The organism is Pseudomonas sp. Pmew2, from assembly GCF_058129885.1.
Genome location: NZ_CM176702.1, coordinates 6,156,272 through 6,180,822, shown reverse-complemented (window position 1 = coordinate 6,180,822; position 24,551 = coordinate 6,156,272). Strand labels below are relative to the sequence as shown.

Here is a 24,551-nt window from a genome sequence, read left to right as displayed (position 1 = left end):
GGATATCCCCTGAGTTGAAAGCCGGTGAGGCAAAAACAGCCGCCATTGTAACGATCCGCAGACGACTTATCCACATGTAGGTTGCTCACAGGCAGCTATAAATCAACGATTTATGCAGTGGTCACACGACAAACGGTCAAATCGTGAGCTCTGTGGATAACCCATCTTCAGCCCATTGCATAAGTCAGGGCTAAACTCTGTGCATAACTCGCCTGTGGATAAAATCGCATTCCATGCACAGCTTTTCCGAACGTGTGGCACAGGCAAAGCACCGCTTCTGGACAACCTTTCTTTTCGCTGTACACATTGAATTAAAAGGGCTATAGGATGTTATCCACAGAAAACGACTACGTAAGAGCTATAAACTTTATAAAGAAGCTTTAAATACTCTCTTCTTTTTATTTCTATAACTGATACGAGCCCGACTGCTCCAAATCGAGTGCCAGCGGGAAATTACCTATAAAAGACGCGTATGAAGAAAAGCTGGTTGGAAATTGACCTGCGGGCCTGCTTTCTCTAGAATCCCCGGTCTCTTAAAACGGGGGCCATTCCGGCCCGTAGTGGACGAACCAGGTAACACGCCATGAAACGTACTTTCCAACCCAGCACTATCAAGCGCGCCCGCACCCACGGTTTCCGTGCACGCATGGCCACCAAAAACGGCCGCGCAGTCCTTTCGCGTCGTCGTGCCAAAGGCCGTAAGCGTCTGGCAGTTTGATAAATCGGCACAGGAGGTGAGTCGAGACTTCAGTCGGGAAAAGCGTTTGCTGACTCCCCGGCATTTCAAGGCAGTCTTTGACTCCCCTACCGGCAAGGTTCCGGGGAAAAATCTCCTGCTCCTTGCGCGCAACAACGACCTTGATCATCCCCGCCTGGGGCTGGTGATAGGTAAAAAGAGCGTCAAGCTCTCCGTCGAGCGCAATCGCTTGAAACGCCTGATGCGCGAATCATTTCGCCAACACCAAGACAGTTTGGTCGGTTGGGATATCGTTATCGTCGCGCGTAAAGGTTTGGGTGACGTAGAAAACCCTGAACTGATTCAGCATTTCGGCAAGCTCTGGAAACGTCTGGCGCGTAGCCGACCCATTCCGGAAGAAAAATCCGAACCTGCAGGGGTAGACAGTCCAGATGCGTAAACTGGCACTCGTTCCGATCCAGTTTTATCGCTATGCCATTAGCCCGCTGATGGCCAGTCACTGTCGTTTCTACCCCAGTTGCTCCTGCTACGCGTATGAAGCCATCGAAAATCATGGCCTTTTGCGCGGTGGCTGGCTGTCAATTCGTCGCCTGGGTCGCTGTCACCCATGGAATCCCGGTGGTTATGACCCGGTTCCAGCTGTCCCCACCTCCCGTTCTTCTTCGATGGCCGAGTAATCATGGATATTAAACGCACGATCCTGATCGTCGCCCTGGCAATCGTGACCTACGTCGGGGTTCTGAAATGGAACCAAGACTATGGCCAGGCTGCCATGCCGACCCAGAATGTTGCAGCCAGCACCACCGCACCGGGTATTCCGGATACGGCTGCTGGTACTAATGGTTCTGCAAGTGCCGATGTTCCAAGCGCAAGCGCTACGGCCAATACGGCTGCAGCACCTCTTGAAACTCCGGCCGTAGCCAGCAAAGACCTTATCCACGTCAAGACCGATGTGCTCGATCTGGCGATCGATCCGGTGGGTGGCGACGTCGTTCAGCTTCGTTTGCCCCTGTACCCGCGTCGTCAGGATCGTCCTGACGTTCCGTTTCAGTTGTTCGACAACGGCGGCGAGCGTACTTTTCTGGCACAAAGCGGCCTGACCGGGACCAATGGTCCTGATGCACGCGCTGCCGGTCGTCCGGTTTACACCTCCACACAAAAGACTTATCAACTGGCTGACGGCCAGGACACGATGGTCGTGGATCTGAAGTTCTCGGAAAACGGCGTCAACTACATCAAGCGCTTCACCTTCAAGCGCGGTCTGTACGATCTGGTCATGACCTACGTTGTGGATAACCAGAGCGCACAACCCTGGGCCGGTAATCTGTTCGCGCAATTGAAGCGTGATGCCAGCTCCGATCCTTCTTCGACGACTGCTACCGGTACAGCCACCTATCTGGGTGCTGCCCTGTGGACTGCGGCCGAGCCATACAAGAAAGTGTCGATGAAAGATATCGACAAGGGTCAGGTCAAGGAAACTGTCCAGGGCGGTTGGGTGGCATGGCTGCAGCACTACTTCGTGACTGCGTGGATTCCGGATCACAACGCCACCAACGCTGTTCAGACCCGCAAAGACAGCCAGGGCAACTACATCATCGGCTTCACCAGCCCGACTCTGTCGGTTGCACCCGGTGCACAAGGTGAAACCAGCGCTACCCTGTACGCAGGTCCAAAAAGCCAGGCGGTACTCAAAGAGTTATCCCCAGGTCTGGAGCTGACCGTCGATTATGGTTTCCTGTGGTTCATTGCCCAGCCTATCTTCTGGCTGCTGCAACATATCCACGCCATTCTCGGTAACTGGGGCTGGTCGATCATTGTTCTGACCATGCTGATCAAAGGCCTGTTCTTCCCGTTGTCCGCAGCCAGCTACAAGTCGATGGCACGCATGCGCGCCGTGGCTCCCAAGCTTACACTGCTGAAGGAACAACATGGCGATGATCGCCAGAAGATGTCCCAGGCAATGATGGAGCTGTACAAGAAAGAAAAGATCAACCCGCTGGGTGGATGCTTGCCGATTCTTGTCCAGATGCCGGTTTTCCTTTCGCTGTACTGGGTACTCCTGGAAAGTGTGGAAATGCGTCAGGCTCCCTGGATCCTGTGGATAACCGACCTGTCGATCAAGGACCCGTTCTTCATCCTGCCGATCATCATGGGCGCGACGATGTTCATCCAGCAGCGTCTGAACCCGACTCCGCCGGACCCAATGCAGGCCAAGGTCATGAAAATGATGCCAATCATTTTCACGTTCTTCTTCCTGTGGTTCCCTGCCGGTCTGGTTCTGTACTGGGTTGTAAACAACACCCTGTCGATCGCTCAGCAGGCTTACATCACTCGCAAGATCGAAGCGGCTACCAAGAAAGCAGCTGCCTGATCTAACCTGTGAATAAGTTCTACAAGACGCCCCCTCGTGGGGCGTTTTGCTATCCGTCATTTGTCCGGGAGCCGGAGCATGAACGTTCCTCGTGAAACCATTGCCGCCATCGCCACAGCCCAAGGGCGTGGTGGTGTCGGTATCGTCCGGGTGTCAGGTCCTTTGGCCAGCAAGGCTGCTGAAGCCATTATTGGCCGGACGCCAAAGCCACGGTTTGCCCATTACGGGCCTTTTGTCGACGAAGCCGGACAGACCCTCGATGAAGGGATCGCGCTGTATTTTCCGGGGCCCAACTCATTCACCGGCGAAGACGTACTTGAGCTTCAGGGCCACGGCGGCCCCATCGTTCTGGACATGCTGCTGCAGCGCTGTCTGCAATTGGGTAGCCGCCTGGCACGGCCGGGAGAATTCAGTGAGCGTGCGTTCCTCAATGACAAACTCGATCTTGCCCAGGCAGAAGCCATCGCTGACTTGATTGAGGCAAGTTCTGCACAGGCAGCGCGCAATGCACTGCGCTCGTTGCAGGGCGCTTTTTCGCGGCGTGTGGATAACTTGACCGAGAAGTTGATCAGTTTGCGCATCTATGTGGAAGCTGCAATCGACTTCCCCGAGGAGGAAATCGACTTCCTTGCCGATGGCCATGTCCTGAAAATGCTCGATGACGTACGTGCCGAGTTATCCACAGTGCTGCGTGAAGCGGGGCAGGGTGCCTTGTTACGCGACGGGATGACCGTTGTGATTGCCGGGCGTCCCAATGCGGGCAAATCCAGCTTGCTGAATGCCTTGGCGGGCAGAGAAGCGGCCATCGTCACCGAGATTGCCGGCACTACGCGCGATGTGTTGCGTGAACATATCCACATCGATGGAATGCCGTTGCACGTCGTCGACACAGCAGGTCTGCGTGATACCCAGGATCAGGTGGAAATGATCGGCGTGCAGCGCGCACTCAAGGCCATCGGTGAAGCTGACCGGATTCTGCTGGTTGTGGATGCAACGGCACCCGAGGCTGCCGACCCGTTTGCTCTGTGGCCGGAGTTCCTTGAGCAACGTCCGGATCCGGCGAAAGTCACGCTGATCCGCAACAAGGCAGATTTGAGTGGAGACCCCATCGATCTGCAAACCAGCGTAGATGGCCACGTCACTATCAGCCTGAGCGCCAGGTCAGGGGGCGCGGGGCTTGAACTGCTGCGTGAGCACCTCAAGGCCTGCATGGGCTATGAGCAAACCTCGGAGAGCAGCTTTAGCGCACGTCGACGCCACCTTGAGGCACTGCGCCATGCCAGTGACTCGCTGGAGCACGGCAGGGCTCAACTCACCCTGGCAGGTGCTGGAGAGCTACTGGCCGAAGACCTCCGTCAGGCACAACAAGCGCTTGGCGAGATTACCGGCGCATTCAGCTCCGACGACTTGCTTGGCAGAATCTTCTCCAGCTTCTGCATTGGCAAGTGACTACCGCTGAATGAAGTCAGGCGTGACCCGCACCGGGGTCATGCCTTTTCAGGCATCACAAGACGCTTTTTAGCCGCGTCATTATCCACACGGTCTGCCATTTCCCCACTACCGTTCCCCACATGCTGAATTTGCCGAACAAAAATCCTCGGCGAAGCGATTTTCTGCGCCTGATTTTTGCTGACTGGGCGTTTTTATGCGGATTAAGCCCTGTGAATAACTGCCCTTCAGCTCGGTGGGTAAGCAGGGTGCAAACCTGAAGATAAACTGCCCTGTGGACAAGTGGCTATCTTATCAACAGGCTCAAGTCGGTTATCCAAACCCCTCATCCCTACATGAACACAGACTTTTGATTCTCTGTACACATTGAATATAAAGGCTTGTAGAGATCTATCCACAGAAATCATGCTCAGTAAGAATAAACATAAAAACAAGGCTTTATAAACTTTCTTTCCTTTTTATTTTCTTTATTCGTGAGTTTCCCACAGCTGGTTAAATTTTGTCCAACGGGTTTCATTCAGGTGGGGTAAGTCCCTATACTTGTCAGCTATCCCAATTTCTCATCGACAACAGGCACGAGGTGCGTGGTGGATTTCCCTTCCCGTTTTGAAGTGATCGTCATCGGTGGCGGTCATGCCGGTACCGAGGCCGCACTGGCGTCGGCGCGCATGGGTGTCAAAACCCTGCTGCTGACGCACAACGTGGAAACGCTCGGCCAGATGAGCTGCAACCCGGCCATCGGTGGCATTGGCAAAAGTCACCTGGTCAAGGAAATCGACGCCCTTGGCGGTGCGATGGCCATGGCTACTGACAAGGGTGGCATCCAGTTCCGTGTGCTGAACAGTCGCAAGGGCCCGGCTGTACGGGCTACTCGTGCTCAGGCAGATCGCGTGCTGTACAAGGCAGCCATCCGCGAAACGCTGGAAAATCAGCCGAACCTGTGGATATTTCAGCAAGCCTGTGATGACCTGATCGTCGAACAGGACCAGGTGCGCGGTGTAGTGACCCAAATGGGGATGCGCATATTTGCCGATTCGGTTGTATTGACCACCGGTACATTCCTGGGTGGACTTATCCACATCGGCATGCAGAACTACTCTGGCGGACGCGCAGGCGACCCTCCATCGATCGCACTGGCTCACCGCTTACGTGAACTGCCACTGCGGGTAGGTCGCTTGAAAACCGGGACGCCGCCACGCATTGATGGCCGCTCGGTCGATTTCTCGGTAATGACCGAGCAACCGGGTGATACGCCGATTCCGGTGATGTCGTTCCTGGGCTCCAAAGAACAACATCCGCCGCAGGTCAGTTGCTGGATTACCCACACCAACGCCCGGACTCACGAAATCATTGCGTCCAACCTTGATCGATCGCCAATGTATTCCGGCGTGATCGAGGGGATTGGCCCGCGCTACTGCCCTTCGATCGAGGACAAGATTCATCGGTTTGCCGACAAGGAAAGCCATCAGGTCTTCATCGAACCAGAAGGGTTGACCACGCGCGAGCTTTATCCGAACGGTATCTCCACGTCGTTGCCATTTGACGTGCAACTGCAGATCGTCCAGTCGATTCGCGGCATGGAGAATGCACACATCGTTCGTCCTGGTTACGCCATCGAATACGATTATTTCGACCCGCGTGATCTGAAATACAGCCTGGAAACCAAGGTCATCGGTGGTTTGTTCTTTGCCGGTCAGATCAACGGCACAACCGGTTACGAAGAGGCCGGTGCCCAGGGTTTGCTGGCCGGGACCAATGCTGCACTGCGCGCTCAAGGTCGCGACAGCTGGTGCCCGCGTCGGGATGAAGCGTATATCGGGGTTCTGGTCGATGACCTGATCACGCTCGGTACGCAAGAGCCTTACCGGATGTTCACGTCCAGGGCCGAATACCGGTTGATCCTGCGTGAAGACAACGCGGACCTGCGACTCACCGAAAAAGGCCGCGAACTGGGTCTGGTCGACGATGCCCGCTGGGCTGCGTTCTGCACCAAACGCGAAAGCATCGAGCTGGAAGAACAGCGCTTGAAAAGTACTTGGGTGCGCCCGGGTACCGCGCAGGGCGATGCGATTGCAGAGCACTTTGGCACGCCGCTGACCCACGAATACAATCTGCTCAACCTGCTGACCCGTCCGGAAATCGACTATGCCAGTCTGATTGCCCTTACCGGGCAGGGCTGCACTGACCCTCAGGTAGCCGAGCAGGTCGAGATCAAGACAAAATACGCCGGTTACATTGACCGCCAGCAGGACGAAATCGCCCGTCTGCGCGCCAGTGAAGACACGCGTCTGCCGGAAGACATCGATTACGCCGCGATATCCGGCCTGTCGAAAGAAATCCAGAGCAAGCTGGGGATAACTCGGCCAGAAACACTCGGACAGGCTTCGCGCATTCCTGGCGTTACGCCGGCGGCTATTTCGCTGTTGATGATTCATTTGAAAAAACGCGGCGCGGGCCGTCAGTTGGAGCAAAGCGCTTGAGTTCTATGGTCACCCCGCAACACGCCCAAGAGTTATCCACCGGTGCCCGGGAATTGGGAATCGACCTCAGTCCGGCGCAGCACGAGCAATTGCTGGCGTATCTGGCGTTGTTGATCAAGTGGAACAAGGCCTACAACCTGACTGCGGTCCGTAACCCGGACGAAATGGTATCGAGGCATCTGCTTGACAGTCTCAGTGTGGTGCCCTTCATCGAAGGTACACGCTGGATCGACGTCGGCAGCGGCGGTGGGATGCCTGGCATTCCCATGGCCATCCTGTTTCCGGAGCGCAAAGTGGCGCTGCTGGACAGCAACGGCAAGAAGACCCGGTTTCAGACACAGGTCAAACTGGAGCTGAAACTGGATAATCTTGAAGTTATCCACAGCCGTGCAGAAAACTATCAGCCTGATGCGCCGTTCGACGGGATCATTTCCCGGGCATTCAGCAGCCTTGAAGACTTCACGGGCTGGACTCGCCATATGGGCGACGTGAATACACGCTGGCTGGCAATGAAAGGGCTGCATCCTGACGATGAGCTGGTAGCATTGCCCTCGGATTTTCACCTCGATAGCGCACAAGCCTTGACCGTTCCGGGTTGCCAAGGCCAACGCCATCTGCTGATACTGCGCCGCACGGCATGACGGGGAACACAAGCAAGAATGGCTAAGGTATTCGCGATAGCGAACCAGAAAGGTGGGGTCGGCAAGACCACCACATGCATCAACCTCGCTGCGTCGCTGGTCGCGACCAAACGCCGTGTGCTGTTGATCGATCTCGATCCCCAGGGCAATGCGACCATGGGCAGCGGTGTGGATAAACATAATCTGGAAAATTCGGTCTATGACCTGTTGATCGGCGAATGCGATCTGGGCGAGGCCATGCAGTTTTCCGAACACGGCGGGTATCAACTGCTTCCGGCCAACCGTGACCTGACGGCGGGTGAAGTGGTTCTGCTGGAAATGCAGATGAAAGAGAGTCGTCTGCGCAATGCGCTGGCGCCGATCCGCGAAAATTACGATTACATTCTGATCGACTGCCCACCTTCGTTGTCGATGCTGACCCTGAACGCGCTGGTTGCGGCAGACGGGGTAATTATCCCCATGCAGTGCGAGTATTTCGCGCTCGAGGGTCTCAGCGACCTTGTGGATAACATCAAGCGCATCGCTGAACTGCTCAATCCGCAGCTGAAAATCGAAGGTTTGCTGCGCACCATGTATGACCCGCGTCTGAGCCTGATCAACGATGTTTCGGCACAGCTCAAGGAACACTTTGGCGAGCAGTTGTACGACACGGTGATCCCGAGGAATATCAGGCTGGCCGAGGCGCCGAGTTTCGGCATGCCGGTGCTGGCGTATGATAAATCGTCTCGCGGTGCGCTGGCCTATCTGGCCTTGGCAAGTGAACTGGTTCGTCGTCAACGTCGCGGCGCAAAAACCGCTCAGCCAACCTAAGGAATTCCCATGGCCGTCAAGAAACGAGGTCTCGGACGTGGGTTGGACGCGCTTCTGAGCAGTCCAACCGTCAGTTCGCTGGAAGAGCAGGCCGTCAAGGCTCCGCCAAGTGAGTTGCAGCATGTGCCGCTGGACCTTATCCAGCGCGGCAAGTATCAGCCGCGCCGCGACATGGATCCTCAGGCGCTCGAAGAACTTGCGCAGTCGATCAAGTCACAGGGTGTGATGCAGCCGATCGTGATTCGGCCTATCGGCGACAACCGCTTTGAAATCATCGCCGGTGAACGCCGTTGGCGTGCCAGCCAGCAGGCAGGTGTCGAGACAATCCCGGCGATGGTCCGTGATGTTCCGGACGAGACCGCGATTGCGATGGCGTTGATCGAGAACATTCAGCGCGAAGACCTCAACCCTATCGAGGAGGCCATGGCGCTACAGCGCCTGCAGCAGGAGTTTCAACTGACCCAGCAGCAGGTGGCGGATGCCGTCGGCAAGTCACGTGTCAGTGTGGCCAACCTGTTGCGCCTGATTGCCTTGCCTGAAGCCATCAAGACCATGCTGTCCCACGGCGACCTGGAAATGGGGCATGCACGCGCCTTGCTCGGTCTGAGCGAAGATCGGCAGGTTGAAGGTGCGCGACATGTTGTCGCACGCGGGCTTACCGTGCGCCAGACTGAAGCACTGGTCAGGCAGTGGCTGAGCGGTAAGCCGGAGGCTGCCGAACCAGTCAAGGCCGACCCTGATATCAGCCGCCTCGAACAGCGTCTGGCCGAGCGTTTAGGCTCTGCGGTGCAGATTCGCCACGGACAGAAGGGCAAAGGCCAATTGGTCATCCGATACAACTCGCTGGATGAGCTGCAAGGAGTGCTCGCTCACATCCGCTGAAACAATTGCTCTGTAGCGTATAGTCGGAAATCACTACCCGACTGTTGAATAGGGGCTTAACCGGCCCTATACTCTGCGCGCATTTTGTCGGCACAAATTATGCCAAGTTATTGATTATGGCGACCGACATCAAAGGAGCAGTTGCGATGGAATCCCGCATGCCAGACCGCTTGCCGTTCTATCGCCTGGCGGTTTTTCCGCTATTGCTGGCTCAATTGATAGTGCTGCTCATGGCCGCATTGGTGCTGTGGCAGTGGCAAGGAGTCGTTGCAGGATATTCGGGACTCTGTGGAGGCCTGATAGCCTGGCTACCCAATTTATACTTTGCTCACAAGGCATTCCGGTTTTCCGGGGCCAGAGCAGCGCAAGCCATCGTGCGGTCGTTCTACGCCGGCGAGGCAGGCAAACTGATTTTCACGGCAGTGCTTTTTGCATTGACGTTCGCAGGTGTGAAGCCACTGGCACCGCTGGCGGTATTCGGTGTGTTCATGTTGATCCAGGTGGTCAACTGGTTCGCTCCCCTGCTTACGAGAACAAGACTTTCGAGACCTTAGGGCGTTTGAGGCAACCATGGCAGAGCAAACAGCTTCGGGCTATATCCAGCACCACTTGCAGAACCTTACATTCGGGCACCTGCCCAATGGCGAATGGGGCTTTGCCCACACCGCAGCAGAAGCCAAGGAAATGGGGTTCTGGGCCTTCCACGTCGATACCCTCGGCTGGTCGGTTGCGTTGGGTCTGATTTTCGTTCTGATCTTCCGCATGGCGGCCAAGAAGGCAACTTCCGGTCAGCCTGGCGCACTGCAGAACTTCGTCGAAGTTCTGGTCGATTTCGTCGACGGCAGCGTGAAAGACAGCTTCCACGGCCGCAGCGCGGTTATCGCGCCACTGGCCCTGACCATTTTCGTCTGGGTTTTCCTGATGAACGCGGTCGACCTGGTACCGGTGGACTGGATTCCGCAGCTGGCTATGCTGATTTCGGGCGACGAGCACATTCCGTTCCGTGCCGTTCCGACTACTGACCCGAACGCCACGCTGGGCATGGCCCTGTCTGTGTTCGCACTGATCATTTTCTACAGCATCAAGGTCAAGGGCATCGGCGGTTTCATCGGCGAACTGACCCTTCACCCGTTCGGCAGCAAGAACCTGTTCGTTCAGGCGCTGTTGATCCCGGTCAACTTCCTGCTGGAATTCGTGACGCTGATCGCCAAGCCTATTTCTCTGGCTCTGCGTCTGTTCGGCAACATGTATGCTGGCGAGCTGGTCTTCATTCTGATCGCCGTGATGTTCGGCAGCGGTCTGTTGTGGCTCAGCGGTCTGGGTGTAGTGCTGCAGTGGGCGTGGGCTGTGTTCCACATCCTGATCATCACCCTGCAAGCGTTCATCTTCATGATGCTGACCATCGTCTACCTGTCGATGGCTCACGAAGATAACCATTGAGATTAGTCTCAGGACGTGTCTGATGACCGTCTCGCCATCGGCGGGGCGGTGCCCGCAAGGGCTGATGTAGAAACGATTTTGTTTTACCGCTTCAATTAAAAAAACCTAACCAATACGACGTAAAAGTCGGGAGGAAAGATGGAAACTGTAGTTGGTCTAACCGCTATCGCTGTTGCACTGTTGATCGGCCTGGGCGCACTGGGTACTGCAATCGGTTTCGGCCTGTTGGGCGGCAAATTCCTGGAAGGCGCTGCGCGTCAGCCGGAAATGGTTCCAATGCTGCAAGTTAAAATGTTCATCGTTGCGGGCCTGCTCGACGCCGTGACCATGATCGGTGTTGGTATCGCTCTGTTCTTCACCTTCGCGAACCCCTTCGTTGGTCAACTCGCTGGCTGATCACTCGAATTTTCGAGTTGATTGGTGTGATGGACAACGAACGAGCGAGGTGTTGGCGTGAACATTAATGCAACCCTGATTGGCCAGTCCGTTGCGTTCTTCATTTTTGTGATTTTCTGCATGAAGTTCGTGTGGCCTCCGGTCATCGCGGCTTTGCACGAACGTCAGAAGAAGATCGCGGATGGACTGGACGCTGCTTCCCGAGCAGCTCGCGACCTGGAGCTGGCCCAAGAGAAAGCGGGTCAACAACTGCGCGAAGCTAAGGCTCAAGCAGCTGAAATCATTGAGCAAGCCAAGAAACGCGGTACTCAGATCGTCGACGAAGCCCGTGAAACGGCACGCGTTGAAGCTGACCGTGTGAAGGCCCAGGCTCAGGCCGAGATCGAGCAGGAACTGAACGGTGTCAAAGACGCCTTGCGCGCCCAGTTGGGCAGCCTGGCAGTCAATGGCGCAGAGAAGATCCTGGGTGCCACAATCGATCAAAACGCGCACGCGGAGCTGGTTAACAAACTGGCTGCTGAAATTTAAGCGAGGGCGATCATGGCAGAACTGACCACGTTGGCCCGACCTTACGCGAAGGCGGCCTTCGAGCACGCGCAGGCCCACCAGCAGCTGGCCAATTGGTCAGCCATGCTCGGCCTGGCTGCTGCGGTGTCGCAAGACGGCACCATGCAGCGCATGCTCAAGGCCCCGCGACTGACGAGCGCACAAAAGGCCACCACTTTTATTGAAGTGTGTGGCGAAAAGTTCGATGCCAAGGCACAGAATTTCATTCACGTCGTTGCTGAAAACGACCGCCTCCCGCTTCTGCCGGAGATCGCCGAACTGTTCGACCTGTACAAGGCCGAGCAGGAAAAATCGGTCGATGTGGATGTCACCAGTGCTTTCGCATTGAACCAAGAACAGCAAGACAAACTCGCCAAGGTTCTCAGTGCACGGCTCGGCCGGGAAGTGCGCCTGCATGCTGCGGAGGATGCCTCTCTCATAGGGGGTGTCGTAATCCGCGCCGGCGACCTGGTTATCGATGGCTCAGTTCGTGGCAAGATCGCGAAACTAGCCGAAGCATTGAAATCTTGAGTTTGAAGGGGCAGCAGAGCAATGCAGCAACTCAATCCTTCCGAAATAAGTGAAATCATCAAGGGTCGCATCGACAAGCTCGATGTAACCTCCCAAGCCCGTAACGAAGGCACAGTCGTCAGCGTGTCTGACGGTATCGTGCGGATTCACGGTCTGGCCGACGTAATGTACGGCGAGATGATCGAGTTTCCGGGCGGCGTCTACGGTATGGCGCTGAACCTTGAGCAAGACTCCGTGGGTGCCGTTGTACTGGGCGCTTACACGACTCTGGCTGAAGGCATGAGCGCCAAGTGCACTGGCCGCATCCTCGAAGTTCCGGTTGGTAAGGAACTGCTGGGTCGCGTTGTCGATGCACTGGGTAACCCAGTTGACGGCAAAGGTCCGCTGAACAACACCGAGACCGATGCGGTCGAGAAAGTTGCTCCAGGCGTGATCTGGCGTAAGTCGGTAGACCAGCCTGTACAGACTGGCTACAAGGCTGTCGATGCCATGATTCCTGTCGGCCGTGGCCAGCGTGAGCTGATCATCGGTGACCGTCAGATCGGTAAAACCGCTCTGGCCATCGACGCAATCATCAACCAGAAGAACAGCGGCATCTTCTGCGTCTACGTAGCAATCGGTCAGAAGCAATCGACCATCGCCAACGTTGTTCGCAAGCTCGAAGAAAACGGCGCACTGGCTAACACCATCGTCGTGGCTGCAAGTGCTTCCGAATCCGCTGCGCTGCAATTCCTTGCACCGTACTCGGGTTGCACCATGGGCGAGTTTTTCCGCGACCGCGGTGAAGATGCGCTGATCGTTTATGACGATCTGTCCAAGCAAGCAGTGGCTTACCGCCAGATTTCCCTGCTGCTGCGCCGTCCACCAGGCCGTGAAGCTTACCCAGGCGACGTGTTCTATCTCCACTCCCGTCTGCTGGAGCGCGCATCGCGTGTTTCCGAAGAGTACGTAGAGAAGTTCACCAACGGCGCAGTGACCGGCAAAACCGGCTCGCTGACTGCACTGCCGATCATCGAAACCCAGGCTGGCGACGTTTCCGCGTTCGTTCCGACCAACGTGATTTCCATCACCGACGGTCAGATCTTCCTGGAATCGGCCATGTTCAACTCCGGCATCCGTCCGGCTGTGAACGCCGGTGTTTCGGTATCCCGTGTGGGTGGTGCCGCTCAGACCAAGATCATCAAGAAGCTTTCCGGTGGTATCCGTACCGCTCTGGCTCAGTACCGTGAACTGGCGGCATTCGCCCAGTTTGCTTCTGACCTGGACGAGGCGACCCGCAAGCAACTTGAGCATGGTCAGCGCGTTACCGAGCTGATGAAGCAGAAGCAATACGCACCAATGTCGATCGCTGACATGGCGCTGTCGCTGTATGCCGCTGAGCGTGGGTTCCTGACTGACGTCGAAATCGCCAAGATTGGCAGCTTTGAACAAGCGCTGATTGCTTACTTCAACCGCGATCACGCCGATTTGATGGCGAAGATCAACGTGAAGGGTGACTTCAATGACGAAATCGATTCTGGCATGAAAGCCGGCATCGAGAAGTTCAAGGCCACCCAAACCTGGTAAGCCGCAGCGGGGGCCGCAAGGCTCCCGCTTGCTAACCTGATAGGTGTTACATGGCAGGCGCAAAAGAGATTCGCAGCAAGATTGCGAGCATCAAAAGCACGCAAAAGATCACCAGCGCCATGGAAAAAGTGGCGGTCAGCAAAATGCGCAAGGCTCAAATGCGCATGGCTGCTAGCCGTCCTTACGCGGAGCGCATTCGTCAGGTGATTGGTCATCTGGCAAACGCCAACCCGGAGTACCGCCACCCGTTCATGATCGAGCGCCCTGTGAAGCGCGTCGGTTATGTTGTAGTGAGCAGTGACCGTGGTCTGTGTGGTGGATTGAATACCAACCTGTTCAAGACTCTGGTCAAGGACATGGCGGTGAACCGTGAAAACAGTGTAGAGATCGATCTGTGCGTGGTCGGCAGCAAAGGTGCGGCATTTTTCCGCAACTTCGGCGGTAACGTCGTCGCTGCGATCAGCCACCTGGGCGAAGAGCCGTCGATCAACGACTTGATCGGCAGCGTCAAGGTGATGCTGGATGCCTACCTGGATGGCCGTATTGATCGCCTGTCCGTGGTATCCAACAAGTTCATCAACACCATGACCCAGCAACCAACAGTGGAGCAATTGATTCCGCTGGTGGCAACCCCGGATCAAGGGCTCAAGCACCACTGGGACTATCTCTACGAACCCGATGCCAAAGAGCTGCTAGACGGCCTTATGGTTCGCTACGTGGAATCGCAGGTGTACCAGGCGGTGGTCGAGAACAACGCAGCTGAACAAGCAGCGCGGATGATCGCGATGAAGAACGCCACAGACAACGCCGGTGATTTGATCAGCGATTTGCAGTTGATCTACAACAAGGCGCGTCAGGCAGCGATCACCCAAGAGATCTCGGAAATCGTCGGCGGCGCTGCCGCGGTTTAACGGTTCAAATATTAGAGGAACCAGCTAATGAGTAGCGGACGTATCGTTCAAATCATCGGCGCCGTGATCGACGTGGAATTCCCACGCGATAGCGTACCGAGTATCTACAACGCGCTGGAAGTTCAAAGCGCGGCAGGAACCACCCTGGAAGTTCAGCAGCAGCTGGGCGACGGTGTGGTTCGTACCATTGCGATGGGCTCCACCGAGGGCTTGAAGCGTGGTCTGGAAGTAACAGACTCTGGCGCAGCCATCTCCGTACCGGTCGGTAAAGCGACTCTGGGCCGGATCATGGACGTGCTGGGCAACCCGATCGACGAAGCAGGCCCGATTGCCACCGAAGAGCGCTGGGGCATTCACCGTCCTGCACCGTCCTTCGCTGAGCAGGCTGGCGGCAACGACCTTCTGGAAACCGGCATCAAGGTTATCGACCTGGTTTGCCCGTTCGCCAAAGGCGGTAAAGTCGGTCTGTTCGGTGGTGCCGGTGTCGGCAAGACCGTAAACATGATGGAACTGATCCGTAACATCGCCATCGAGCACAGCGGTTATTCCGTGTTCGCCGGTGTGGGTGAGCGTACTCGTGAGGGTAACGACTTCTACCACGAGATGAAGGACTCCAACGTTCTGGACAAAGTGGCACTGGTTTACGGTCAGATGAACGAGCCGCCGGGTAACCGTCTGCGCGTAGCACTGACCGGCCTGACCATGGCCGAGAAGTTCCGTGACGAAGGTAACGACGTTCTGCTGTTCGTCGACAACATCTATCGTTACACCCTGGCCGGTACCGAAGTATCCGCACTGCTGGGCCGTATGCCTTCCGCAGTAGGTTACCAGCCGACTCTGGCTGAAGAGATGGGCACTCTGCAAGAGCGCATCACTTCCACCAAGAATGGTTCGATCACCTCGATCCAGGCCGTATACGTACCAGCGGACGACTTGACTGACCCGTCGCCTGCGACCACGTTTGCCCACTTGGACGCCACCGTCGTACTGTCCCGTGACATCGCTTCCCTGGGTATCTACCCTGCGGTAGACCCACTGGACTCGACTTCGCGTCAGCTGGACCCGAACGTCATTGGCCAGGAACACTACGACACCGCTCGCGGCGTTCAGTATGTGTTGCAGCGTTACAAAGAGCTGAAAGACATCATTGCGATTCTGGGTATGGACGAGCTGTCGGAGACCGACAAACAGTTGGTTAACCGTGCTCGTAAGATCCAGCGCTTCCTGTCCCAGCCTTTCTTCGTGGCAGAAGTCTTCACCGGTGCTTCGGGTAAATACGTTTCCCTGAAAGACACCATTGCTGGCTTCAAAGGCATCCTCAACGGTGACTACGACCACCTGCCAGAACAAGCGTTCTACATGGTCGGCGGCATCGAAGAAGCGATCGAGAAAGCCAAGAAACTGTAATCCCGGCGCCCGGAAACGGGCGCTAATTAGGTTGAGGCAAGCAAATGGCTATGACAGTCCATTGCGACATCGTCAGCGCGGAAGGGGAAATCTTCTCCGGTCTGGTCGAGATGGTGATTGCGCACGGCAACCTGGGTGATCTCGGTATCGCTCCAGGCCACGCGCCGCTGATCACTGATCTGAAGCCGGGCCCGATCCGCTTGATCAAGCAGGGTGGGGAAGCCGAGGTGTTTTACATCTCCGGTGGTTTCCTTGAGGTTCAGCCGAACATGGTCAAGGTGCTTGCCGATACTGTGCAACGTGCTGCCGACCTGGATGAAGCTTCTGCTCAGGCTGCCGTACTGGCTGCCGAGAAGGCCCTGAACGAGAAAGGCGCAGATTTCGACTACGGCTCTGCAACTGCTCGTCTGGCCGAGGCTGCAGCTCAGCTGCGCACCGTTCAGCAAATTCGCAAGAAGTTCGGCGGCTAACCCCGCTGCATTCGATGCGCGATTGAGAAAAAGGGTAGCCTCGGCTACCCTTTTTCTTTTTTCAGATTTCCTCTTTCAAGTCAGCCCGCCTTCGGCCCGGTTGCCGCTCAGTTGGTAGTCCTATCATGTCTCTCGATATCGTTATTCTCGCTGCTGGCCAAGGTACCCGTATGCGTTCCGCCTTGCCCAAGGTTCTGCATCCCGTGGCTGGCAACTCCATGCTTGGTCATGTTATCCACAGCGCACGTCAGCTATCCCCAAGTGGAATACACGTCGTGATCGGACACGGCGCTGATGCTGTTCGTGAACAGCTGGCAGCCGATGACTTGAATTTCGTGATGCAGGACAAGCAACTGGGCACAGGACACGCCGTTGCTCAGGCGCTGCCTGCACTTACAGCTGAGACCGTGTTGATTCTTTATGGCGATGTGCCGTTGATCGAAGTGGAGACGCTCACGCGCCTGCTCAAACTCGTCAATCCGCAGCAACTGGGCCTGTTGACTGTCACCCTGGACGATCCTACCGGCTACGGCCGCATCGTTCGCGACCAGCAGAATCGTGTCTGCGCGATTGTCGAGCACAAGGATGCGAACGATGTACAGAAGGCAATCACTGAAGGCAACACTGGCATTCTCGCGGTGCCTGCCAAGCGTCTCGCTGACTGGCTGGGGCGGCTGTCCAACAACAACGCCCAAGGCGAGTATTACCTCACAGACGTAATTGCCATGGCCGTCAATGACGGGCTGATTGTTGCTACAGAGCAGCCTTACGACGCAATGGAAGTGCAGGGTGCCAATGATCGCAAACAGCTCTCCGAGCTGGAGCGCCATTACCAGTTGCGCGAAGCCCGCCGGTTGATGGCGGGTGGTGTGACCCTGCGTGACCCTGCGCGATTCGATGTACGCGGTGAAGTCAGCGTCGGCCGCGACGTGCTGATCGACATCAACGTGATCCTCGAAGGGAAGGTAGTCATCGAGGACAACGTGGTCATCGGCCCTAACTGCGTGATCAAGGACAGCACCCTGCGCAAGGGTGTCATCGTCAAGGCCAACAGCCACATCGAAGGCGCAATTCTGGGCGAGGGCAGCGATGCCGGCCCGTTTGCACGCCTTCGCCCTGGCAGTGTGCTGGGCGCCAAAGCGCATGTGGGTAACTTTGTCGAACTCAAGAATGCGAACCTGGGCGAGGGTGCCAAGGTTGGCCACCTGACCTATATGGGCGATGCCGAGGTCGGCGCACGTACCAACATAGGTGCCGGGACGATTACCTGCAATTACGATGGGGCCAACAAGCACAAGACCACGTTGGGTGCAGACGTGTTCATTGGTTCTAACAACTCACTGGTTGCGCCTGTGGATATCTTTGATGGTGCGACGACCGCAGCCGGTTCGACCATCACGCAGAACGTGCCCGCTGAACAACTCGGCGTGGCTCGCGCCCGCCAACGCAACATCGAAGGCTGGAAGCGTCCGGTAAAAACCAGGAAAGACTGAGTTATCCACAGCCCGGAAAAATGATGTTCTGTGGGAGCGGACTCGTCCGCGAAAGCCATCCTCCGTCCTGGAATCTTTGTAACAGTTTTCGCGGACGAGTCCGCTCCCACGAAATGCATTCCGGGTTGGTCCAGCTGGCCTATGCATACTTCTGAGAGCGGAGCACTGGAGCGAGAGTTACAGGAATCTCGTTCCTCAAGCTCCATTGAAAATGCCCTGCCAAACCCTCTGGCCTTGACCAAGCCCAAAAAATAGGTTTTGATTGCCTTTGTTATCTTTCGAAACGAAACTTAAGGCTGTCATGTCGAAGCGCAATACACCACAACGTCGCCACAACATTCTTGCCCTGCTCAATGAGCTGGGTGAAGTTAGCGTCGACGATTTGGCCAAACGCTTTGAAACTTCTGAAGTTACGATTCGAAAGGATCTGGCAGCCCTCGAAACCAATGGTTTGCTGTTGCGCCGTTACGGGGGCGCAGTGCCGCTTCCTCACGAGCTGATCAGCGAAAGCAGCCAGCCGGTTTCCCGTTACAAACAGGCCATTGCCCGCGCTGCGGTTTCCCGAATTCGCGAGCACGCCAGAATTATTGTCGACAGTGGCAGCACCACGGCTGCGTTGATCCCTGAACTGGGCCAGCAACCTGGTCTGGTGGTCATGACCAACTCACTGCATGTGGCGCGAGCCCTTACTGAGCTGGAACACGAACCGGTCCTGTTGATGACTGGCGGAACATGGGATCCGCACTCGGAGTCTTTTCAGGGGCAGGTCGCTGAACAGGTACTGCGCTCCTACGATTTCGATCAGTTGTTCATCGGTGCCGACGGCATCGATCTGACTCGTGGCACCACCACGTTTAATGAGCTTCTGGGTTTGAGCCGGGTCATGGCGGAAGTCGCCCGGGAAGTCGTTGTCATGGTCGAGGCCGACAAGGTCGGTCGCAAGATCCCCAATCTGGAGCTGCCCTGGAGCAGTATCCACACCCTTATTACTGATGATCGCCTGCCCAGCGAGGCTCGCGATCAGATACAGGCCCGCGGCATCAATCTGATTTGTGCTGCTGTCAGCTAGGAGATAACCATGTGTGGAATCGTCGGCGCCGTTGCTGAACGTAATATCACGGCCATTTTGCTCGAAGGCCTCAAGCGTCTTGAGTACCGCGGTTACGACAGCGCGGGCGTGGCTGTTTTCACCAACGAAGGCACCCTTGAGCGCCGACGTCGCTCGGGCAAGGTCAGTGAGCTGGAACAGGCACTGGCAGGCGAGCCGCTGACCGGCCGTCTGGGTATCGCCCACACACGTTGGGCGACGCACGGCGCTCCGTGTGAACGTAACGCTCATCCACACTTCTCGGCCGATAAACTGGCAGTTGTCCACAACGGCATCATCGAGAACCACGAAGCTCTGCGTGAACAGCTGAGAAGCCTGGGGTACGTCTTCGCATCCGATACCGACACTGAAGTCATCGTCCATCTGCTGCACCACAAGCTCAAGGACACCGCCGATCTGGCGGTTGCCCTGAAGGCTGCGGTGAAAGAACTTCACGGTGCTTATGGGCTTGCGGTCATCAATGCCGCGCAGCCGGATCGCCTGCTGGCCGCCCGCAGTGGCAGCCCGCTGGTGATCGGCATGGGCCTGGGTGAAAACTTCCTGGCCTCTGACCAACTGGCGCTGCGTCAGGTGACCGACCGTTTCATGTACCTGGAAGAAGGCGATATTGCCGAGATCCGTCGTGACAGCGTGCAGATCTGGAATGTCGACGGTGTGTCGGTCGAGCGTGAAGTGGTGCAATACCATGAAGGCGCCGAAGCCGCTGACAAGGGCGAATACCGTCACTTCATGCTCAAGGAAATCCACGAGCAACCCAAGGTCGTGCAGCGCACCCTCGAAGGTCGCCTGGGGCAACAGCAAGTGCTGGTCCACGCATTTGGTCCACAGGCTGCCGAATTGTTCGCCAAAGTACGCAATGTTCAGATCGTGGCGTGTGGCACCAGCTACCACGCAGGCATGGTCGCGCGTTACTGGCTTGAAGGTCTGGCCGGCATCCCTTGCCAGGTCGAAGTGGCCAGCGAGTTCCGCTACCGCAAGGTCGTGGTTCAGCCGGACACCTTGTTCGTTTCGATCTCGCAATCCGGTGAAACCGCCGACACACTGGCAGCGCTGCGCAACGCCAAGGAACTGGGCTTTCTGGCCAGCCTGGCGATCTGCAACGTCGGCATCAGCTCGCTGGTACGTGAATCCGACCTGACCCTGCTAACCCAAGCCGGCCCGGAAATCGGCGTGGCATCGACCAAAGCCTTCACCACCCAACTGGTCGCCTTGCTACTGCTGACCCTGTCACTCGGCCAGGTCAAAGGCTCGTTGGAAGAGGGCGTTGAAGCACAGCTGGTCGAAGAACTGCGCCGTCTGCCAACCCGTTTGGGCGAAGCCCTGGCAATGGACGGCACCATCGAGAAAGTCGCCGAGCTGTTCGCCGAGAAGCACCACACCCTGTTCCTCGGCCGCGGTGCGCAATTCCCTGTAGCAATGGAAGGCGCACTCAAGCTCAAAGAAATTTCCTACATCCACGCCGAAGCCTATCCGGCTGGCGAGCTGAAACACGGCCCGCTGGCGCTGGTCGATGCCGACATGCCGGTCGTCACCGTCGCGCCGAACAACGAGCTGCTGGAGAAACTCAAATCCAACCTGCAGGAAGTACGCGCCCGCGGCGGCGAACTGATCGTGTTCGCGGATGAGCTGGCTGGGCTCAAGAACGGCGAAGGCACTCACGTCATCGCCATGCCGCACATCATCGACGCCTTGGCACCGATTCTGTACACCATTCCGTTGCAGCTGCTTTCGTATTATGTGGCTGTGTTGAAAGGGACGGATGTTGACCAGCCGAGGAACCTGGCGAAGTCGGTGACGGTGGAGTGAGTTATCCACAGGGGGGAAGCGGTGAAGCTACGAAATAAAGTCTGTCGGAAATAAATAAAGTCTGTCGCTGGCGCCTTCGAACCCCCCGATTGAGGAGCCGGTGACGATTTTCCGGGCCACCGTGCTCGGAACGCACTTCAAGGTTTTGACGAGCAAATGATCTTAGCTATTCAGCCTGAGGAGACGGTGCGTTCCTTTGTGGCGAGAACTCTTCTAATTAAAGGAAAAAATTCCTCCGAAGATGTATTTCGGAAGTTTCCCAGAAACAGCCTCTTTGGCGCGGATATCTTGATGCATAGGAATTTCAAAATGCCTATGCATGAACCTGACGCTGTGAAGGAGGCGTCATGCCTTCATAGCGATGCGTAGGAAGACGCTGATGCGTTACTTATGCAGTGAAAATCCCTATCAATCCGAATTTGTGCAGGTTATTTTACCGCTGAGCCTAGGTGCGGACGCACCTTCCCCCTGTCAGGGCTTCACGTACCTCATCTGCGCGATTGCCTGAGCGTTGAGGACCAGTCCCTGCACCGTCAGCCCGCTGATTGCCGCCGTGTAGACCATCCGCGCGCCACACAGCACGCAGCGGAACGGATCGACGTTTAGAAAGGCTTTGGCCATCTGCACAAAATACAGCTTCGGTGTCGGTCCTGGCGTCGCCATCTTCAATGCTTCATAGACCTTCGGCAGGTATTTCCCACACACCCGATTGGCCAGAAAACCAAAATACCGGATCATCCGGAAATGCTTTTCCGGGATGTGCTGGACCACCCGGCGCAGCATGTCGGCCTGGCTCAGCGTTTCCTGCTGATAGGTCTGCGTGCGGTGATCCAGGTAGGTAAAGCTCAACGTGGCCCCGCAGGTGTAATGCGCCAGACGACTGCCCGAGATCGGCGGTTTTTTCAGGTAGCGGCCCAGGTAATTGACGGTCTTTCGGCCGTTTTCCGTCTTCTTCGACAAGTGGATGTGCCAGTGCTGGCCACCAGCGGTCAGTATCAAACGGCGCCAGTCGCTTTCACAGTGGATGTGGGCCAGCTGCGGCGGCATCGTCAGTTGCGAAAGCGGCTGTCCCAGCAGGTAATCGCGCACCAGCCACATCCAGCGCCGCCGCAGGGCCTCTTTGTGGAACGACAGATTTTTCCAGACGCCCTGCTCATCCAGGCCGCCCGCGGTCACCGACAGGTGGACGTGGGGATGCCAGTTGAGCCGCCGGCCATAGGTGTGCAGCGCACCGAAAATCCCGACGCGCAAACCGCGCCGCTTGGCGGTGTAGATCAGGTTATCGGCCGCCAGACGAAACAGCGCATCGAGCAGCCAGCGGTTGTAGAAGAACAGGGACCACAGCGTGTCGGGCAGCGTGAACACCAGATGCTGCCAGGGGCAGTCGGGCAGACGGTTGTTTTGCACGGCGATCCACTGGTCGGTGGCCTTTTTGCCGCAGGAAGGACAGGCCCGGCAATGGCAGGTGTTGCACAGGTATTTGACGTGTGGGCAATGCTCATTGCCACAGGTGTAGTGTTTGACGCCCAGTATCGAGGTGCCGCAGGCGAGCATTTTGCTGATCGACTCCACTTCGATTTGGCGCAGACCGCCGGCTTCCAGCAAATCTGCCCAGCAGCCGTTGGCCGTGAAGAGGTTTTTGAGCGGTCGAGGTTTGTAAGCAGGCGGTGCAGAGGCCACGTCAGCAGGGCGGCTCCTCATCGTGGTGAATGACGGCGGTGATGGCGAATCCGCCTGGCCCTTCTCTCATCTAAACGCTTACGCAAGAAGCGTCGGGAAACATGTCGTTCAGATACGTTGTCTGGCAGCAACTACAAAGATCGACATCACCGAAAGGATCGATATCGAAGGAAAAGTCGGTATCGGGCACGAAGGTAGTATGCCCGGCGCGTTGGAGACGGGTCTGCTTTGCCTTGGCTTTTGCCCGGCTCGCCCGTTTACGTTTTTTGGTCTCTGACGCCATGTGTAAGCCTGTGCTGAGGAGGGATCGACTCGATTTCGGCTATGATAACCGATTTCAAAATCCCACAATTTGCAGCCGCAGGCTGCCCAGTTCATGCATAGGAATTTCAAAATGCCTATGCATCAAGCTGACGCTATGAAGGAGGCGTCATGCCTTCATAGCGATGCGTAGTAAGACGCAGATGCGTTACTTATGCAGTGAAAATCCCTATCAAAAAGCGTTAATACAGGTTATTTCACCGCGAAGCCTAGGTGCGGACGCACCTTCCCCCTGTCAGGGCTTCACGTACCTCATCTGCGCGATCGCCTGAGCGTTGAGGACCAGTCCCTGCACCGTCAGCCCGCTGATTGCCGCCGTGTATACCATCCGTGCGCCACACAGCACGCAACGGAACGGATCGACGTTTAGAAAGGCTTTGGCCATCTGCGCAAAATACAGCTTTGGTACCGGTCCTGGCGTCGCCATCTTCAGTGCTTCATAGACCTTCGGCAGGTATTTCCCACACACCCGATTGGCCAGAAAACCAAAATACCGGATCATCCGGAAATGCTTTTCCGGGATGTGCTGCACCACCCGGCGCAGCATGTCGGCCTGGCTCAGCGTTTCCTGCTGATAGGTCTGCGTGCGGTGATCCAGGTAGGTAAAGCTCAACGTGGCTCCGGAGGTGTAATGCGCCAGACGACTGCCCGAGATGGGCGGTTTTTTCAGGTAGCGGCCCAGGTAATTGACGGTCTTTCGGCCGTTTTCCGTCTTCTTCGACAAGTGGATGTGCCAGTGCTGGCCGCCAGCGGTCAGTATCAGACGGCGCCAGTCGCTTTCACAGAGGATGTGGGCCAGCGGCGGCGGCATCGTCAGTTGCGAAAGCGGCTGTCCCAGCAGGTAATCGCGCACCAGCCACATCCAGCGCCGCCGCAGGGCCTCTTTGTGGAACGACAGATTTTTCCAGACGTCCTGCTCATCCAGGCCGCCCGCGGTCACCGACAGGTGGACGTGGGGATGCCAGTTGAGCCGCCGGCCATAGGTGTGCAGCGCCCCGAAAATCCCGACGCGCAAACCGCGCCGTTTGGCGGTGTAGATCAGGTTATCGGCCGCCAGCCGAAACAGCGCATCGAGCAGCCAGCGGTTGTAGAAGAACAGGGGCCACAGCGTGTCGGGCAGCGTGAACACCAGATGCTGCCAGGGGCAGTCGGGCAGACGGTTGTTTTGCACGGCGATCCACTGGTCGGTGGCCTTTTTGCCGCAGGAGGGACAGGCCCGGCAATGGCAGGTGTTGCACAGGTATTTGACGTGCGGGCAATGCTCATTGGCACAGGTGTAGTGTTTGACGCCCAGTATCGAGGTGCCGCAGGCGAGCATTTTGCTGATCGACTCCACTTCGATGTGGCGCAGACCGCCGGCTTCCAGCAAATCTGCCCAGCAGCCGTTGGCCGTGAAGAGGTTTTTGAGCGGTCGAGGTTTGTAAGCAGGCGGTGCAGAGGCCACGTCAGCAGGATGGCTCCTCATCGTGGTGAATGACGGCGGTGATGGCCAATCCGCCTGGCCCTTCTCTCATCGAAACGTTTACGCAAGAAGCGTCGGGAAACC

The 24,551-nt window shown here is 56.8% G+C and carries 24 protein-coding genes; 21 read left to right on the top strand and 3 right to left on the bottom strand.

The window, feature by feature from the left end; all coding sequences use genetic code 11:
- Positions 1 to 583 precede the first annotated feature (583 nt).
- The 21 genes from rpmH (at position 584) to glmS (ending at position 21,004) form a co-directional block, all read left to right on the top strand.
- Complete coding sequence (gene rpmH / locus AC4ANK_RS28550; protein WP_002551315.1) at positions 584 to 718, top strand: 50S ribosomal protein L34; 135 nt, start codon at positions 584 to 586, stop codon at positions 716 to 718.
- A 16-nt stretch (positions 719 to 734) separates the two neighbouring features.
- Complete coding sequence (gene rnpA, locus AC4ANK_RS28545; RefSeq protein WP_002551314.1) at positions 735 to 1,136, top strand: ribonuclease P protein component; 402 nt, start codon at positions 735 to 737, stop codon at positions 1,134 to 1,136.
- Entirely contained in the window at positions 1,129 to 1,374 is a 246-nt protein-coding gene (yidD, locus tag AC4ANK_RS28540; protein ID WP_002551313.1) for a membrane protein insertion efficiency factor YidD, read from the top strand. Before rnpA ends, yidD begins: the two co-directional genes overlap by 8 nt.
- Before the next feature lie 2 nt (positions 1,375 to 1,376).
- Complete coding sequence (gene yidC, locus AC4ANK_RS28535) at positions 1,377 to 3,068, top strand: membrane protein insertase YidC (RefSeq protein WP_031596756.1); 1,692 nt, start codon at positions 1,377 to 1,379, stop codon at positions 3,066 to 3,068.
- A 78-nt stretch (positions 3,069 to 3,146) separates the two neighbouring features.
- Positions 3,147 to 4,517: a tRNA uridine-5-carboxymethylaminomethyl(34) synthesis GTPase MnmE gene (gene mnmE, locus AC4ANK_RS28530; RefSeq protein ID WP_460383875.1), complete on the top strand. Its 1,371-nt coding sequence runs from the start codon at positions 3,147 to 3,149 to the stop codon at positions 4,515 to 4,517.
- 587 nt (positions 4,518 to 5,104) lie between these two features.
- Positions 5,105 to 6,997, top strand: coding sequence for a tRNA uridine-5-carboxymethylaminomethyl(34) synthesis enzyme MnmG (gene mnmG, locus AC4ANK_RS28525; RefSeq protein WP_002555993.1), 1,893 nt, complete (start codon positions 5,105 to 5,107; stop codon positions 6,995 to 6,997).
- On the top strand, positions 6,994 to 7,638 hold the full coding sequence (gene rsmG, locus AC4ANK_RS28520; RefSeq protein WP_002555992.1) for a 16S rRNA (guanine(527)-N(7))-methyltransferase RsmG: 645 nt from the start codon (positions 6,994 to 6,996) through the stop codon (positions 7,636 to 7,638). The genes mnmG and rsmG overlap by 4 nt, the downstream gene beginning before the upstream one ends.
- An 18-nt stretch (positions 7,639 to 7,656) precedes the next feature.
- Positions 7,657 to 8,448 carry a ParA family protein gene (locus AC4ANK_RS28515; protein WP_002555991.1) on the top strand — a complete coding sequence of 264 codons (792 nt, stop codon included), beginning with the start codon at positions 7,657 to 7,659 and terminating at the stop codon, positions 8,446 to 8,448.
- Positions 8,449 to 8,457: 9 nt separating this feature from the next.
- Positions 8,458 to 9,330 (top strand): ParB/RepB/Spo0J family partition protein, encoded by an 873-nt coding sequence (locus tag AC4ANK_RS28510; RefSeq protein ID WP_002555990.1) that lies wholly within the window; start codon positions 8,458 to 8,460, stop codon positions 9,328 to 9,330.
- A 146-nt stretch (positions 9,331 to 9,476) separates the two neighbouring features.
- On the top strand, positions 9,477 to 9,884 hold the full coding sequence (locus tag AC4ANK_RS28505) for a F0F1 ATP synthase subunit I (RefSeq protein ID WP_002555989.1): 408 nt from the start codon (positions 9,477 to 9,479) through the stop codon (positions 9,882 to 9,884).
- 16 nt (positions 9,885 to 9,900) lie between these two features.
- On the top strand, positions 9,901 to 10,770 hold the full coding sequence (gene atpB / locus AC4ANK_RS28500; protein ID WP_002555988.1) for a F0F1 ATP synthase subunit A: 870 nt from the start codon (positions 9,901 to 9,903) through the stop codon (positions 10,768 to 10,770).
- 138 nt (positions 10,771 to 10,908) lie between these two features.
- Entirely contained in the window at positions 10,909 to 11,166 is a 258-nt protein-coding gene (gene atpE, locus AC4ANK_RS28495; protein WP_002555987.1) for a F0F1 ATP synthase subunit C, read from the top strand.
- Between the two features lie 57 nt (positions 11,167 to 11,223).
- A complete protein-coding gene (locus tag AC4ANK_RS28490; RefSeq protein ID WP_002555986.1) occupies positions 11,224 to 11,694 on the top strand; it encodes a F0F1 ATP synthase subunit B in 471 nt (156 codons plus the stop codon).
- A 12-nt stretch (positions 11,695 to 11,706) separates the two neighbouring features.
- Positions 11,707 to 12,243 (top strand): F0F1 ATP synthase subunit delta, encoded by a 537-nt coding sequence (locus AC4ANK_RS28485; RefSeq protein WP_002555985.1) that lies wholly within the window; start codon positions 11,707 to 11,709, stop codon positions 12,241 to 12,243.
- Positions 12,244 to 12,264: 21 nt separating this feature from the next.
- Positions 12,265 to 13,809, top strand: a complete 1,545-nt coding sequence (atpA, locus tag AC4ANK_RS28480) for a F0F1 ATP synthase subunit alpha (RefSeq protein WP_002555984.1) — start codon at positions 12,265 to 12,267, stop codon at positions 13,807 to 13,809.
- Between the two features lie 50 nt (positions 13,810 to 13,859).
- Positions 13,860 to 14,720, top strand: coding sequence for a F0F1 ATP synthase subunit gamma (atpG, locus tag AC4ANK_RS28475; protein ID WP_002555983.1), 861 nt, complete (start codon positions 13,860 to 13,862; stop codon positions 14,718 to 14,720).
- A gap of 27 nt (positions 14,721 to 14,747) precedes the next feature.
- A complete protein-coding gene (atpD, locus tag AC4ANK_RS28470) occupies positions 14,748 to 16,127 on the top strand; it encodes a F0F1 ATP synthase subunit beta (RefSeq protein ID WP_002555982.1) in 1,380 nt (459 codons plus the stop codon).
- A 44-nt stretch (positions 16,128 to 16,171) separates the two neighbouring features.
- Positions 16,172 to 16,597, top strand: a complete 426-nt coding sequence (locus AC4ANK_RS28465; RefSeq protein ID WP_002555981.1) for a F0F1 ATP synthase subunit epsilon — start codon at positions 16,172 to 16,174, stop codon at positions 16,595 to 16,597.
- A gap of 125 nt (positions 16,598 to 16,722) precedes the next feature.
- Positions 16,723 to 18,090 carry a bifunctional UDP-N-acetylglucosamine diphosphorylase/glucosamine-1-phosphate N-acetyltransferase GlmU gene (gene glmU / locus AC4ANK_RS28460; RefSeq protein WP_002555980.1) on the top strand — a complete coding sequence of 456 codons (1,368 nt, stop codon included), beginning with the start codon at positions 16,723 to 16,725 and terminating at the stop codon, positions 18,088 to 18,090.
- 301 nt (positions 18,091 to 18,391) lie between these two features.
- Complete coding sequence (locus tag AC4ANK_RS28455) at positions 18,392 to 19,159, top strand: DeoR/GlpR family DNA-binding transcription regulator (RefSeq protein ID WP_002555979.1); 768 nt, start codon at positions 18,392 to 18,394, stop codon at positions 19,157 to 19,159.
- 9 nt (positions 19,160 to 19,168) lie between these two features.
- On the top strand, positions 19,169 to 21,004 hold the full coding sequence (gene glmS, locus AC4ANK_RS28450; protein ID WP_002555978.1) for a glutamine--fructose-6-phosphate transaminase (isomerizing): 1,836 nt from the start codon (positions 19,169 to 19,171) through the stop codon (positions 21,002 to 21,004).
- Positions 21,005 to 21,475: 471 nt separating this feature from the next.
- On the opposite strand, the gene AC4ANK_RS28445 is transcribed toward glmS, so the two are convergent.
- The 3 genes from AC4ANK_RS28445 to AC4ANK_RS28435 form a co-directional block, all read right to left on the bottom strand.
- Positions 21,476 to 22,705 carry an IS91 family transposase gene (locus tag AC4ANK_RS28445; RefSeq protein ID WP_460383867.1) on the bottom strand — a complete coding sequence of 410 codons (1,230 nt, stop codon included), beginning with the start codon at positions 22,703 to 22,705 and terminating at the stop codon, positions 21,476 to 21,478.
- A 49-nt stretch (positions 22,706 to 22,754) separates the two neighbouring features.
- On the bottom strand, positions 22,755 to 22,967 hold the full coding sequence (locus AC4ANK_RS28440; protein WP_460382897.1) for a hypothetical protein: 213 nt from the start codon (positions 22,965 to 22,967) through the stop codon (positions 22,755 to 22,757).
- Between the two features lie 273 nt (positions 22,968 to 23,240).
- On the bottom strand, positions 23,241 to 24,470 hold the full coding sequence (locus AC4ANK_RS28435; RefSeq protein WP_460383865.1) for an IS91 family transposase: 1,230 nt from the start codon (positions 24,468 to 24,470) through the stop codon (positions 23,241 to 23,243).
- Positions 24,471 to 24,551: the final 81 nt, after the last annotated feature.

Coding starts and splice junctions, on each gene's coding strand:
- rpmH (WP_002551315.1), top strand. CDS start 584: ATGAAACGTACTTTCCAACCCAGCACTATCAAGCGCGCCCGCACCCAC.
- yidD (WP_002551313.1), top strand. CDS start 1,129: ATGCGTAAACTGGCACTCGTTCCGATCCAGTTTTATCGCTATGCCATT.
- yidC (WP_031596756.1), top strand. CDS start 1,377: ATGGATATTAAACGCACGATCCTGATCGTCGCCCTGGCAATCGTGACC.
- mnmE (WP_460383875.1), top strand. CDS start 3,147: ATGAACGTTCCTCGTGAAACCATTGCCGCCATCGCCACAGCCCAAGGG.
- AC4ANK_RS28515 (WP_002555991.1), top strand. CDS start 7,657: ATGGCTAAGGTATTCGCGATAGCGAACCAGAAAGGTGGGGTCGGCAAG.
- AC4ANK_RS28510 (WP_002555990.1), top strand. CDS start 8,458: ATGGCCGTCAAGAAACGAGGTCTCGGACGTGGGTTGGACGCGCTTCTG.
- AC4ANK_RS28505 (WP_002555989.1), top strand. CDS start 9,477: ATGGAATCCCGCATGCCAGACCGCTTGCCGTTCTATCGCCTGGCGGTT.
- atpB (WP_002555988.1), top strand. CDS start 9,901: ATGGCAGAGCAAACAGCTTCGGGCTATATCCAGCACCACTTGCAGAAC.
- atpE (WP_002555987.1), top strand. CDS start 10,909: ATGGAAACTGTAGTTGGTCTAACCGCTATCGCTGTTGCACTGTTGATC.
- AC4ANK_RS28485 (WP_002555985.1), top strand. CDS start 11,707: ATGGCAGAACTGACCACGTTGGCCCGACCTTACGCGAAGGCGGCCTTC.
- atpA (WP_002555984.1), top strand. CDS start 12,265: ATGCAGCAACTCAATCCTTCCGAAATAAGTGAAATCATCAAGGGTCGC.
- atpG (WP_002555983.1), top strand. CDS start 13,860: ATGGCAGGCGCAAAAGAGATTCGCAGCAAGATTGCGAGCATCAAAAGC.
- atpD (WP_002555982.1), top strand. CDS start 14,748: ATGAGTAGCGGACGTATCGTTCAAATCATCGGCGCCGTGATCGACGTG.
- AC4ANK_RS28465 (WP_002555981.1), top strand. CDS start 16,172: ATGGCTATGACAGTCCATTGCGACATCGTCAGCGCGGAAGGGGAAATC.
- glmU (WP_002555980.1), top strand. CDS start 16,723: ATGTCTCTCGATATCGTTATTCTCGCTGCTGGCCAAGGTACCCGTATG.
- AC4ANK_RS28455 (WP_002555979.1), top strand. CDS start 18,392: ATGTCGAAGCGCAATACACCACAACGTCGCCACAACATTCTTGCCCTG.
- glmS (WP_002555978.1), top strand. CDS start 19,169: ATGTGTGGAATCGTCGGCGCCGTTGCTGAACGTAATATCACGGCCATT.
- AC4ANK_RS28445 (WP_460383867.1), bottom strand. CDS start 22,705: ATGAGGAGCCGCCCTGCTGACGTGGCCTCTGCACCGCCTGCTTACAAA.
- AC4ANK_RS28440 (WP_460382897.1), bottom strand. CDS start 22,967: ATGGCGTCAGAGACCAAAAAACGTAAACGGGCGAGCCGGGCAAAAGCC.
- AC4ANK_RS28435 (WP_460383865.1), bottom strand. CDS start 24,470: ATGAGGAGCCATCCTGCTGACGTGGCCTCTGCACCGCCTGCTTACAAA.